This is a genomic window from Bordetella avium (assembly GCF_034424645.1).
GTDB lineage: Bacteria > Pseudomonadota > Gammaproteobacteria > Burkholderiales > Burkholderiaceae_B > Bordetella > Bordetella avium.
In genome coordinates this window covers 2,870,634-2,882,176 of sequence record NZ_CP139969.1, presented here as the reverse complement: position 1 = coordinate 2,882,176, position 11,543 = coordinate 2,870,634, and the positions used below count along the sequence as shown (strand labels likewise).

Below are 11,543 nucleotides of genomic sequence, written 5' to 3'. Positions count from 1 at the left end.
GGCTAGCCTCCGGTGACCGGCTCGAAGACCGCGACTTCGTCGCCGGCCGACAGCGGCGCCTCGCCTTTGACGTGATTCTGGTTGATGGCGATTTTCAAGCGCTTCACGCCCGCGAGTTGGGGATAGCGTGCGGCCAGATCCGCCATCAATTGTTCAGTGTTGGCCGGTTGCGGCAGGGGCAGGCGTTCGGCGCGCTTACCCAGCATTTCCGCGACTCGGGCGAAATACCGCAGTTCAATCGTTGCGCCACTCACCGCTCTTACCTCCGGATTTGTAGGCCAGCCTTACCTGTTCGATAACAATGCCTTTGTCGGCCGCTTTGCACATGTCGTAAATGGTCAGGGCTGCCACGCTACAGGCGGTCATGGCCTCCATCTCGACGCCGGTTTTATAGCGTGTGCGGCAGGTGGCGCGGATCTCCACGCGATGGCCTTCATCGTCGAGCGAGAACTCGATGCCGACAAAGGCCAAGGGCAGGCTGTGGCACAGCGGGATCAGCTCGGCGCAGCGCTTGGCCGCCAGCACACCCGCCACGCGAGCCGTATTCAGCACTTCGCCTTTGCCCTGACCGGGCTGGGTAAGCAGGCCATAGGCTTGCGGGCTCATGCGCACAGCGGCACGGGCAATGGCGAGCCGGTCGGCATCGGCTTTGTCGCCCACGTCGACCATGCGCACCTGGCCGCTGTCGTCCAGATGGCTCAGGGTAGGAAGAGAGTCAGACATCTCGAAAGGAAACCTGGCAAAAAAGGATTTGGCCTTGCCGGCTGGCAGGCCACCCTATGATAGACGAGCCCGGTTCGGGAGCGTGATAATCTCCGAGAAACCTGTCAGGAGTTGCCGATATGTCCTTGCGTCCACCAGCGCTGAAGCTTTCGCGCCGTTGCGCGAAAATTTTTGGGGCGGTCGTGCTGGTGGTGCTCGGTCTGGCCGGTTTGGCGGCATGGCAGCTCCCAAAAGTGCTGCGCAGCGCGCTGACCCACGATGTGGCCGCCATGCTCGGCCGCGAAGTCAGCGTGGGCGATATTGCCTTCAATCCTTTTACCCTGACTCTGCGTGCGCAGGATCTGGCCATTGCCCAGCCGCAATCCCAGACCGCCCTGCTCAAGGTCGGGCTGGTCGAGGTCAGCGCGGCTTGGCGCTCTTTGTTCTGGTTTGCGCCCGTGCTGGATCGCGTGCGTGTCGTCGCGCCGCAGCTCGCGCTGACGCGCGAAGATTTGTTGCGCTTTAATTTTTCCGATATCCAGCAAAAGCTGGCCGCTTCCGAAACGTCCGCCGAACCCGCCACGCCGCCGGCCGGCTTGCCGCGTTTTGCGCTGCATCGTTTCAGCCTTGAGGGCGGCCGCATCGAGCTTGACGACAAGGTCAGCGGCCGCAAGCAGCGCATCGACGATATGTCGCTGAGCCTGCCCTTTCTTTCCACTTTCGGCCATGATCGCGACGTGGACCTGCGGCCCGCTGTGCATATGCGGATCAATGGCAGTCCGCTGGATATCGGTGGTGTGGCGCGCCCCTTCGATGCGCTGCCTTCGGCCAAGCTCGATCTTCGTGTCGAGGGGCTGGGCTTGCAGCAATGGGCCGATATCTGGCCCTGGACCTGCCCCTCATTCTCGATCGCGCCTTGCTCGACAGCCGTCTGCAATTGGTCTACCAGCAGGCGGCGGATGGGCCGCCTGCCTTCAAGCTGACTGGCGAGGCGGGCCTGCGCCAACTGAATGTCCGCGAAACCTCGGGTGCGGAACTGCTGCGCTGGAGCGCGCTGAATCTGAGAAATATCCTTAGCGAGCCGCTGGAACAAAAACTTGCCATCGAGGAAATCGCGCTCTGGGCGCCTCAGGCTTGGGTGAGCCGCGACGCCCGTCAGCGCATCAACTGGCTGGAGATTATCGATAAGCTGGGGCGTGTTGCGTCTGGCGGCGCGGCCGGCGCAAGCGGGCCGCGGCTCGGGCCGGCCTCTCCGGCAAGGGCTCAGGCGGCGGCGCCGCCTGAAAAAATCGCAGCAACAGCGGGCGGACAGGCCGATGGGCAGGCAGACGAAAACGTGGCGCGGCTTGTGCCTGCCACGCCGCCCGGATGGCAGCTGACGATCGACGCCGTCAATGTTCACGATGCCGAGGTGATGCTCAGTGATGCCGGGCTCGGTCTGGACTATCCCCTCGACGGCCTGAACCTGACGGCCGAGAACGTGCAATGGCCGCAGCCCGCTGGGCAGCCCATCCGTCTCTGGGCCGATATGACGCGCAGCGCCGATGGCGCTTGGCTGCGCGCTAAGGGGCCGCTGGGGCTCCATCCCTTGGCGCTAGACCTGCAATTGCACCTGAGCAATCTGGCGCTGGCGCCCTTTGCGCCGGCGGTGTTGGCGGCTGTGCCGCTGAGCATCCAGGATGGCCGCCTGGGCTTGGACGCCCGGCTGGTGCTGGATCAGCAGTTCAGCGCGCGCGATGTCTCGCTCTCTCTGACCAGCCTGACCGTTCGTGACGAGGCCATGCGCCCGGCGCTGGACCTTCGCCTGGGGCAGATGGAGATTCAGGCAGACCAGTTGTCCATGGGCGCCGCCCCGACAAACTTCACGCTGAAGGCTGCCGATATCCAGGGCAAAGGGCGGTTGGCCATGCAAGGCGTCTTGACCTCCGCACCCCTCAGTCTCAAGAGCCAGGTGGATCTGAGCGGCCTCGATCTGGCGCCATTCGGTCCCTATGTGGCCTCCAGCCTGAATGCCACGGTGCGTGCGGTGACCGTCGGCGCGCAGGGGCAGGCCGAGTTCGCAGCCGCCAACGGCCAGACGCCCATGACCGCTGCCTGGCGAGGCGCGGCCGAGGTCAGTGATTTTGATCTGCAAGACCGCGTTAATCAGGCGGACTTTCTCAACTGGGGCAAGCTGGCTTTCAGCAATATGCAGGTGGCCGTGCGCGGCGATGCCTTCTCGGCCAATCTGGGCGATATTGTGCTGGACGATTTCTACGGCCGGCTCTTGCTCAATGCGCAGGGCAGCCTGAACGTCATGGATCTGGTGGCCGAACCGGGGCAGGCGGGCGGCTCCATCACGCAAGACACGCAGACCCGCTCTCGCCCGGCCGCTAAGGCCAGCGGGGCGTCGGCCAAACAGGCGGCGGCCATGCCCGATATGTCGGTCAACAGCGTGACGCTCAAGCGTGGCCGCATGAGCTTTACCGACCGCTTCGTGCAACCCAATTACACGGCCGAGCTTTCCGCTATCGAAGGGTCGATCTCGGCGGTGTCTTCTCGCAATCCCAAGCCTGCTACGGTGAAGGTGGGCGGACGGGTCTACACCACCGCGCCGTTTTCCATCAGCGGCACGGTACAGCCCTTCGCGCAATATCTGGCGCTCGATCTCAAGGCGTCCGCCAAGGGCGTGGATCTGCCTCGTTTCACGACCTATTCGGCCAAGTACATGGGCTATCCCATCGTGCGGGGCAAGCTCTCGGTCGATGTTCAGTACCAGATCAAGGATCGCGCCTTGCAGGCTAGCAATCGCGTCATACTCAACCAGCTCACCTTCGGCGATAGAACCGATAGCAAAGATGCGCTGAAACTGCCTGTGCTGCTGGCGGTCGCCCTGCTCAAGGACAGCAAGGGTAATATCGACATCAATCTGCCCATCTCCGGCTCACTGGATGACCCTCAGTTCTCGGTGGGCGGGATTATCGCGCGGGTTTTTGTGAATCTCATCGTCAAGGCCGTCACCTCTCCCTTTACCCTGCTGGCCTCGGCCTTTGGCGGCGGCGAAGAGCTGTCGTATATCGAATTCGCACCAGGCAGCGCCCAACTGACGGCCGAGAGCGAAAAACGCCTGCAAACGCTGGCTAAGGCGCTGAACGACCGGCCGGGCCTGAAGCTGGATATCGCCGGACGGGCGGACCTCAACACCGATGAAGACGGCTTGCGCGCGGCCTGGGTCGAGCGGCAAATCCGTCTGGCCAAGGTGCGCGACACAGCGGGGCGGGGCAAGAAAATCCATCCCGACGGGGTCGATGTCAGTCCGGCCGAGCGCAATAAATATCTTGAAAAGGTGTATGACGACACCAAGATCGAGGGCAAGCCGCGTAACCTCATCGGGATGGCCAAATCGATACCGGCTGAGCAGATGATGGCTTTGCTCAAGGGGGTGGCGCCGATTTCGCAGGAAAGCCTGCGCAAACTGGCCGATGAGCGTGCTCAGACGGTATACGAGACATTACAGACTGAGGGCCCGGCCGACCGGATTTTTCTGGTCGCGCCCCAGCTCGACGCTTCGGGCATCAAAGACGATGGCAAGCCTTCGCGGGTGGATTTCTCTCTGAAATGAGGGTGTGTGTGCAAACGTTTGGCGTTTTTTCCTGATCGGACGCAAGTCCGATCGGGGCTGGCGCGATCTATGATTGAGGTCAGGCGGCTTGCCGCCTCAAACCAAGAAACAACTGTTCCTGTTGGAGAATTGCATGACAATTTCTGTTGGCGCCCGTGTTCCGGATGGCACCCTCACCGAGTTCATTGAAACCGAAACCCCGGGCTGCCAGCTCGGCCCCAATGCCTTTCAGGTGGCCGACCTGACGCGCGGCAAGAAAATCGCCTTGTTCGCCGTGCCGGGCGCTTTTACGCCGACCTGCTCGGCCAAGCATCTGCCTGGCTATGTGGCGCAGGCCGAGGCTTTCAAGGCCAAGGGCGTGGATGAAATCTGGTGTGTCGCGGTCAATGACGCCTTCGTGATGGGCGCCTGGGGTCGTGATCAGCACGCCACGGGTAAAGTGCGTCTGCTGGCCGACGGCTCGGCGCTCTGGACGCGCGAGCTGGGTCTCGAGCTTGATCTGATCGCGCGCGGCATGGGCGTGCGTTCGCAGCGCTATTCGGCCTTGATCGAAGACGGCGTGGTCACTCGCTTGAACATCGAAGCTCCCGGCAAGTTCGAAGTGAGCGACGCCGAAACGCTGCTGTCGCAAATCTGATCCATCCTTAGCGGGAGGCCGGCTGGCCTCCCTGCGCACGCTGCCGCCTGCCCCCCCATGTTCGCCACCATTTCCTCGTTTTCGTCGCTGTACTTCGCCACGTTGTTGATGCTCATCGGCACGGGCTTGTTCAACACCTATATGGGCCTCACCCTGACGGCGAAATCCGTCAATGAGGTTTGGGTCGGCGCCATGATCGCGGGGTATTATCTGGGCCTGGTTTGCGGTGCGCGCCTGGGTCATAAACTGATTATCCGGGTGGGGCATATCCGGGCTTTCGTGGCGTGCGCGGCGGTGGCCACCAGCATGATTCTGCTGCAGGCGCAAACCGACTCTCTGCCCATCTGGCTGCTTCTGCGCCTGATCTCCGGCATCATGATGGTGACCGAGTTCATGGTCATCGAGAGCTGGCTCAACGAACAAACCGAGAATCATCAGCGCGGCCGCGTGTTTTCGGTTTATATGGTCGTCTCCGGCTTGGGCACCGTGCTTGGCCAACTGGCGCTGACGCTCTACGCCAACCTCGACAGCGGTCCGCTGGTGCTGGTGGCCATGTGTTTGGTGCTCTGCCTGGTGCCGATCGCCGTAACGGCGCGCTCGCACCCGCCCACGCCGCGTCCGGCGCCCCTGGATTTCTTTTTCTTCGTCAAACGTGTGCCGCTGGCCATGACCGTCCTGTTCGTGGCGGGCAATCTGAGCGGGGCTTTTTACGGTTTGGCGCCGGTTTATGCCGTCAAGTATGGCCTGGATACCTCGCAGGTGGCGCTCTTTGTGGCCGTCGCCGTCACGGCCGGTCTGCTCTCGCAATGGCCTATCGGATGGCTGTCCGATCGTATCAACCGCGCCGGCCTGATCCGTTTCAATGCCGCGTTGCTGGTGCTGCTGCCCGTCTTTATGTGGGGTTGGGTGGACCTGCCTTTCTGGGCCTTGCTGGCGCTATCGGGCATGCAGGGGATTTTGCAGTTCACGCTCTACCCCCTGGGGGCGGCGCTGGCCAACGACCATGTCGAGGCCGACCGCCGTGTCAGCCTGAGCGCTGTCTTGCTCATGGTGTATGGCGTGGGCGCCTGTCTGGGGCCGCTGGTGGCCGGCCTTATCATGTCTCTGGGCGGCTACACCACTTACTATGTTTTCGTGCCCCTTTGCGCGCTCATTCTTGTCTGGCGTGTGCGGCCCAGCGCCATCACCGGTGTCAATCAGGTGGATGAGGCGCCGGTCCAGTTTGTACCCATGCCCGATACCCTGCAATCCTCACCTGCGGTGGTAGCCCTTGATCCCCGGGTGGATCCGGTCGCCGATCCCGACATGGAAATGCTCACGCCGATGGCCGATGTCATGCAGCCGCCCAATAACGAGCCGCGCGCCGGCTCTTGAGTCAAAGCGGCAGCATCACGGCGACTGCGGCCAGCGCCAGGGCCAGTCCCAGGCCATTCAAGGCCGACAGTTTTTCGGAAAACAGCAGGGCGCCTGCCGCCGTGCCCACGGCGATCACGCCCATATTCATCGAGGCGAAGACCAGCGCGGGTTGATCGGGCAGGCTTTGGTGGGCCCGGATATAGCTGTAGATGTTGCCGAAGTTGATGAGGCCCAGCAGCACGCCCGCAGCCAGGTCGCGTGCGCGCCAGGCAGCGCCGCGCCACAGCAAGTAAGCCAGCATCAGCAGACCGGCCAGCACAAAGGCCCCGAGCAAAGCGGCCGGAAAGCCCGCGCCGCCTCGCGCCATGACCTTGAAGAGCACATCGATCAGGCCATAGCCCACCCAGACGACCAGAGGCCATAGCCAGGCGCCGCGCTCGCCGCCGTCGTGCGCGGGTTTGCGCAGCAGGCAGAACAGCGCCGCACAGGCGAGGGCGATACCGGCCAGCTTGCGCGCCGTGAAGACCTCGCCAAATAGCACAAAGGCGGCGCCTAGCGCGATGAAGAGCGACAGGCGCTGGGCGGCATCGGTCCGCACGATGCCTGCGGCGCGCACGGATTGCGCCAGCGCCATGAAAATCAGCGGTAGCAGCACACCCAGACCGCCCAGCGCAAGCAGCAGCGATCCCTGCGGCAAACGGTTCAGGTCCGGCTGCAGCAACAGCAGGCATAGCGCGGATGCGACGGCGTAGTTCGTCAGGATGGCCTGGCGGGCATCGATGCCCTGGCGGCGGGCCAGTTTCAGAAACACCGCCAGCCCGACGCTGCACAGCACACTGAACGGTAGAAACAGCAGACCGGAATTCATACCGTCTCGGGACGCATGCCCAGCTTGCTCATCAGGGCGCGGTCGGCCTGCACCTGAGGATTGCCGGTGGTCAGCAAGGATGCGCCGTAAAATATGGAGTTGGCGCCTGCCAGCAGGCATAGCGCCTGTTCGGCTTCGCTCATGGATTGGCGCCCCGCCGACAAGCGCACTTTGGCGCGCGGCATGGTGATGCGGGCCACGGCGATGGTGCGGATGAATTCAAACACATCCACGGGGGCGGCTTCGGCCAGCGGCGTGCCGGGAATCGGCACCAAATGGTTGATGGGCACCGACTCCGGGTAGGGTTCCATATTGGCCAGTTGCGCGATCAGGCTGGCGCGGTCGCGGCGCGATTCGCCCATGCCGATAATGCCGCCGCAGCACACATGGATGCCGGCGTTCCGCACACGGGCCAGCGTGTCCAGGCGGTCCTGATAGCCCCGTGTGGTGACCACGTTGCCGTAGAACTCGGGCGAGGTGTCGAGATTGTGGTTGTAGTAATCCAGCCCTGCCTCTTTGAGCTGTTCGGCCTGACCGTCTTGCAGCATGCCCAGCGTGACACAGGTTTCCAGGCCCAGCGCCTTGACCTCGCGCACCATCTCGGCCACCGCCTCCAGGTGATGGGGCTTGGGGCTGCGCCATGCCGCGCCCATGCAAAAACGCTGCGCGCCGGCGTTTTTGGCGGCCCGGGCCTCGGCCAGCACCTCGTCCAGCGGCATCAGTTTTTCTGCAGCCAGGCCGGAGTCGTGGCGGGCCGACTGCGAGCAATACCCGCAGTCTTCCGGGCAGCCGCCGGTCTTGATCGACAACAGGCTGGAGAGCTGGATTTCAGTGGCGTCGAAGTGCTCCCGATGGACGCTCTGAGCCCGGTGCAGCAACTCCGGAAACGGCAGTTCGTACAGGGCCACCACGTCGGCGGTGCGCCAGCGTCCGGCCGTGGGGCGGATGGGCAGGGGGATGGTCTGCATTCGAATCTCCTGAGTAGCGGAACGGCGGATCGTAGAAAGCCGTTGCTCGAATGGCAATGTGCCGAAAAAAGGCAAAATTGAATGCGAATAAGCAGGGGAAGGATGAAAAAGAAGGCGAGATGTCGGCCTGAGTGGGTTAAATTGCCGGCATCTCCAGAAAGCGGAGCTGCCCTGAAAATTGTTTCTTATTGTAAATGTACGATGAGAGGGAGATTTGCCTGCGGGCGGGCATACATGCGGGGGGGGCTGAAGCGGGATGGGATGCGCCGCAAAATTACAAGTGCATACAGGTTTCCGGCTTGTCTTATCTATCTACTAGTAGGTAATATTCATCCAACGGTCAACGCCGCATCGTTTGTGAAAGAAGCCGTTCAGAAATAAAGCAGTACGAGGCTCCGCCTCTTTTTATTTCTCCTGATATCTACCTATAGGTAGATAGATTTAAAAATCGCTGTCAAAGATTGTCCTTACGGAGATTCACCATGAAGACCCTTGTTTCCGCCCTGATTCTTTCCGCCGCCTTCGCCGGAGCCGCCTAAGCCGGTGAGTTGGATTGGCCGCCCGCCCAAGACAGCAGCAGCACGCTCAGCCGCGCCCAGGTCGAGTCCGAGCTGGCCTCCGCGCGTCAAGCAGGCCTGATGGCCTCTGGCGAAAATGATTACCCGATCGCCGCTTATGCCCAGGGTGCCATGGCCACCCGCGCTCAGGTCAAGGCTGAGCTGGCGTCCGCCCGCGCGCAGGGTCTGACCGACAGCGCTGAGTTGGACTATCCACCCACGGCCGGCTGATGCGCCGCCTCGCGGCCGCACGCCCGCTCAGGCGTGCGGCCGGCGTGAGTGCATCCCGATCTATGTGTAGGTAAACTAACGCCATGGATACGCCAACAGCAAACTCGACCCGCGATCAGCTCCTGAGCCACGCGCAAAAATTGATTCGCTCACGCGGATGCAATGGCTTAAGTTACCGCGACTTGGCCGATTATGTGGGCGTCAAAACGTCCAGTATTCATTACTACTTCCCCTGCAAAGACGATCTTTTGCTCGAAGCGCTGGAAAGCTATAGCTCGCGTGCGCTGGCTTCCTTGCGCAATATCGACGCCACGCTCGCGCCCCGTGAGCGCCTGGACCGTTATTTCGAAAAAATCGAAGCGCAGCTTTGCGCCGGAGACGAGCTTTGCCTAGGCGGCATGTTGGCCGCCGAAATCATCTCTTTGCCTGAGAGTGTGCGGCAGGCCTTGCAGGGGTTCTTCCGCGGGCAGGAGCAGTGGCTAATGGGGGTGCTTCGCGATGGCCGGGCCGATGGCAGTATCGTCTTCCATGGCGACATCGAAACCGCCGCACGCGCGCTGTTCGCCGCCGTGCAGGGGCTGATGATTACCGCCCGTCTGTTTCGCGAACCCGCGCGCCTCAAAGAAACCCTGTCCGATCGGCTCGCTTGCATTGTTTGAGGCGCTTGCCGTCTGTGGGGCAGGCCGCAATGGCTGCTAGCCTGCTACGGGTAGCCTTCGCCGCGAATGAAAAAAGCCGCTTGATTTGCAATCAAGCGGCTTTTTGAAATTTGGCGGAGCGGACGGGGCTCGAACCCGCGACCCCCGGCGTGACAGGCCGGTATTCTAACCAACTGAACTACCGCTCCGCAGCGGTGACACCTTGCGGCATCTTGCCAAGCAAGCTTGGCGTCCCCTAGGGGATTCGAACCCCTGTACTCACCGTGAAAGGGTGATGTCCTAGGCCTCTAGACGAAGGGGACCTCGGTACTGCTTCCGTCGCCGATTGGTGGAGGTAAGCGGGATCGAACCGCTGACCTCTTGCATGCCATGCAAGCGCTCTCCCAGCTGAGCTATACCCCCGTTGTCACATCAGGCGGTAGAGCCCTGAGGCGCTTGCCGTTTTCTGTGCCGTTTGGCGAACGGGTCCGAATTATGCACTATTTTTTTATCTTGTGCCAATTCTCTTTGCGGCATTGCTCATGGGCGTCATTCAAGCCTGAATTGCCTGCTCGCAAAACGGCAATTCGGATTGCTGAGCGGCTCATGGCGTGCTGAATGCGAAAGCCCTTCATAAAGACCTTCAGGGCCTTTGCCTCGAATGAAAAAAGCCGCCTGATTTTGCAATCAAGCGGCTTTTTGAAATTTGGCGGAGCGGACGGGGCTCGAACCCGCGACCCCCGGCGTGACAGGCCGGTATTCTAACCAACTGAACTACCGCTCCGCAGCGGTGACACCTTGCGGCATCTTGCCAAGTAAGCTTGGCGTCCCCTAGGGGATTCGAACCCCTGTACTCACCGTGAAAGGGTGATGTCCTAGGCCTCTAGACGAAGGGGACCTCGGTACTGCTTCCGTCGCCGATTGGTGGAGGTAAGCGGGATCGAACCGCTGACCTCTTGCATGCCATGCAAGCGCTCTCCCAGCTGAGCTATACCCCCGTCTCACATAACGCGGCATTACCCGAAGGCCTTTGCCGTTTTTGTGCCGATTGGCGAATCGGGGGCGAATTATGCACTATTTTTTTAAAGTGTGCAGGGAAGCCGCCGAATGATCGGGAAATCGGTTCAGGAAGCCTTCCACCACCGCCATGGCGCGCGCAGCGGCCAATGGTAGCGGGTGTCAAGAATGCGCGGCGCCAGCAAGACGGCGCAGCAGATCGCGATCAGTGCGCCGACGCAGACATCGCTCAGGAAGTGGTCGCGGTTGATCACGCGGCTGGCCGCCACCAGCACCGCCAGGGTCATGACGGGCCAGCGCCAGCGTGGCGATAGAATCGCGATCACCGACGCCACGGCGAAGGCGGCCAGGGTATGACTGGAGGGGAAGGAGTCATAGGGCTTGCCGGCGAATACCTGTCCCAGGCCATAAATGCCGTGGTCCAGCAGCGCTTCGGGTCGGGCGCGCGAAACCAGGCGCTTGAGCAGCCAGGTGATGATGCCCCCCACCGTCATCGTGGCAAGCAGCAGCAGCGAGCCGCGCGCCATGCGATCAAAACCGCTCTTGAAAGGGCAGCTCCAGCCTCGCGCCAGGCCGTTGAGCGCCCAGATATAGCAGATGAGGCCGACAGCGACATAGAGGCCGGCATCGCCCAGATTGCCGATACGATCGAAGGCCTTGTCTAGCGCGGGCGGAACATTGACGTTCAACCAAAGGCTCAGCGGGCGATCGAGCCAAATGGCGCAGGCCAGCAACAGCAGGGCCAAAGCCAATGCTCCCGTTGCGCCGCGAGCAAGGCGCGATGTGCGCTGAGAGGGGGTGGGTACGCCTGTCGTCATGACCGTGGAAGGGTCCGTTCAGAAAAAGTAAGCGCGCGCAGCCGCGCGGCGGCTAATAGTAATGGCCCAAGCCCCAGGGTCAAAGGCGATTTAATGGCTAAGGCGCTAAAATAGGGGACTTTCCCAATCCTTTTTGATAACGCCCCCGGG

The 11,543-nt window shown here is 62.0% G+C and carries 9 protein-coding genes, 6 tRNA genes and 1 pseudogene; 5 read left to right on the top strand and 11 right to left on the bottom strand.

Features of this window, described 5'->3' with window-relative positions:
- Nucleotides 1-2: 2 nt before the first annotated feature.
- Together moaD and moaC are read right to left on the bottom strand one after the other, a co-directional pair.
- Nucleotides 3-254 (bottom strand): molybdopterin converting factor subunit 1, encoded by a 252-nt coding sequence (gene moaD / locus U0029_RS13340; protein WP_049794130.1) that lies wholly within the window; start codon nucleotides 252-254, stop codon nucleotides 3-5.
- Nucleotides 235-723 carry a cyclic pyranopterin monophosphate synthase MoaC gene (moaC, locus tag U0029_RS13335; protein ID WP_114852381.1) on the bottom strand — a complete coding sequence of 163 codons (489 nt, stop codon included), beginning with the start codon at nucleotides 721-723 and terminating at the stop codon, nucleotides 235-237. Before moaC ends, moaD begins: the two co-directional genes overlap by 20 nt.
- A 119-nt stretch (nucleotides 724-842) precedes the next feature.
- On the opposite strand from moaC, the pseudogene U0029_RS13330 reads away from it, so the two are divergent.
- The 3 genes and pseudogenes from U0029_RS13330 (at nucleotide 843) to U0029_RS13320 (ending at nucleotide 6,314) form a co-directional block, all read left to right on the top strand.
- A pseudogene (locus tag U0029_RS13330) lies at nucleotides 843-4,303 on the top strand (DUF748 domain-containing protein).
- 133 nt (nucleotides 4,304-4,436) lie between these two features.
- Entirely contained in the window at nucleotides 4,437-4,940 is a 504-nt protein-coding gene (locus U0029_RS13325; RefSeq protein WP_012416520.1) for a peroxiredoxin, read from the top strand.
- Nucleotides 4,941-4,997: 57 nt separating this feature from the next.
- Nucleotides 4,998-6,314, top strand: a complete 1,317-nt coding sequence (locus U0029_RS13320) for an MFS transporter (protein ID WP_114852380.1) — start codon at nucleotides 4,998-5,000, stop codon at nucleotides 6,312-6,314.
- Between the two features lies 1 nt (nucleotide 6,315).
- Here the strand turns inward: U0029_RS13320 and U0029_RS13315 are convergent, their stop codons facing one another.
- Both U0029_RS13315 and bioB read right to left on the bottom strand, forming a co-directional pair.
- Nucleotides 6,316-7,164 carry a V-type ATP synthase subunit I gene (locus U0029_RS13315; RefSeq protein ID WP_012416522.1) on the bottom strand — a complete coding sequence of 283 codons (849 nt, stop codon included), beginning with the start codon at nucleotides 7,162-7,164 and terminating at the stop codon, nucleotides 6,316-6,318.
- Nucleotides 7,161-8,132, bottom strand: a complete 972-nt coding sequence (gene bioB / locus U0029_RS13310; protein WP_012416523.1) for a biotin synthase BioB — start codon at nucleotides 8,130-8,132, stop codon at nucleotides 7,161-7,163. Before bioB ends, U0029_RS13315 begins: the two co-directional genes overlap by 4 nt.
- A gap of 548 nt (nucleotides 8,133-8,680) precedes the next feature.
- Here bioB and U0029_RS13305 point away from each other — a divergent pair.
- Nucleotides 8,681-8,920 carry a DUF4148 domain-containing protein gene (locus U0029_RS13305; RefSeq protein ID WP_407655165.1) on the top strand — a complete coding sequence of 80 codons (240 nt, stop codon included), beginning with the start codon at nucleotides 8,681-8,683 and terminating at the stop codon, nucleotides 8,918-8,920.
- A gap of 83 nt (nucleotides 8,921-9,003) precedes the next feature.
- Nucleotides 9,004-9,579 carry a TetR/AcrR family transcriptional regulator gene (locus U0029_RS13300; RefSeq protein ID WP_114852379.1) on the top strand — a complete coding sequence of 192 codons (576 nt, stop codon included), beginning with the start codon at nucleotides 9,004-9,006 and terminating at the stop codon, nucleotides 9,577-9,579.
- Nucleotides 9,580-9,690: 111 nt separating this feature from the next.
- Here the strand turns inward: U0029_RS13300 and U0029_RS13295 are convergent.
- From U0029_RS13295 to U0029_RS13265, 7 genes are all read right to left on the bottom strand, one after another.
- Nucleotides 9,691-9,767 (bottom strand) — tRNA-Asp (locus U0029_RS13295).
- A 38-nt stretch (nucleotides 9,768-9,805) separates the two neighbouring features.
- A tRNA-Glu gene (locus U0029_RS13290) sits at nucleotides 9,806-9,881 on the bottom strand.
- 24 nt (nucleotides 9,882-9,905) lie between these two features.
- A tRNA-Ala gene (locus U0029_RS13285) sits at nucleotides 9,906-9,981 on the bottom strand.
- A 284-nt stretch (nucleotides 9,982-10,265) separates the two neighbouring features.
- Nucleotides 10,266-10,342 (bottom strand) — tRNA-Asp (locus U0029_RS13280).
- 38 nt (nucleotides 10,343-10,380) lie between these two features.
- Nucleotides 10,381-10,456: transfer RNA gene (locus U0029_RS13275), tRNA-Glu, on the bottom strand.
- Between the two features lie 24 nt (nucleotides 10,457-10,480).
- A tRNA-Ala gene (locus U0029_RS13270) sits at nucleotides 10,481-10,556 on the bottom strand.
- Between the two features lie 126 nt (nucleotides 10,557-10,682).
- Nucleotides 10,683-11,393 (bottom strand): phosphatase PAP2 family protein, encoded by a 711-nt coding sequence (locus tag U0029_RS13265; protein ID WP_052236173.1) that lies wholly within the window; start codon nucleotides 11,391-11,393, stop codon nucleotides 10,683-10,685.
- Nucleotides 11,394-11,543: the final 150 nt, after the last annotated feature.

What these genes read in the sequence shown, in the direction of transcription:
- U0029_RS13300 (WP_114852379.1), top strand. Translation starts at nt 9,004, where the DNA reads ATGGATACGCCAACAGCAAACTCGACCCGCGATCAGCTCCTGAGCCAC.
- U0029_RS13315 (WP_012416522.1), bottom strand. Translation starts at nt 7,164, where the DNA reads ATGAATTCCGGTCTGCTGTTTCTACCGTTCAGTGTGCTGTGCAGCGTC.
- bioB (WP_012416523.1), bottom strand. Translation starts at nt 8,132, where the DNA reads ATGCAGACCATCCCCCTGCCCATCCGCCCCACGGCCGGACGCTGGCGC.
- U0029_RS13265 (WP_052236173.1), bottom strand. Translation starts at nt 11,393, where the DNA reads ATGACGACAGGCGTACCCACCCCCTCTCAGCGCACATCGCGCCTTGCT.
- U0029_RS13320 (WP_114852380.1), top strand. Translation starts at nt 4,998, where the DNA reads ATGTTCGCCACCATTTCCTCGTTTTCGTCGCTGTACTTCGCCACGTTG.
- moaC (WP_114852381.1), bottom strand. Translation starts at nt 723, where the DNA reads ATGTCTGACTCTCTTCCTACCCTGAGCCATCTGGACGACAGCGGCCAG.
- U0029_RS13325 (WP_012416520.1), top strand. Translation starts at nt 4,437, where the DNA reads ATGACAATTTCTGTTGGCGCCCGTGTTCCGGATGGCACCCTCACCGAG.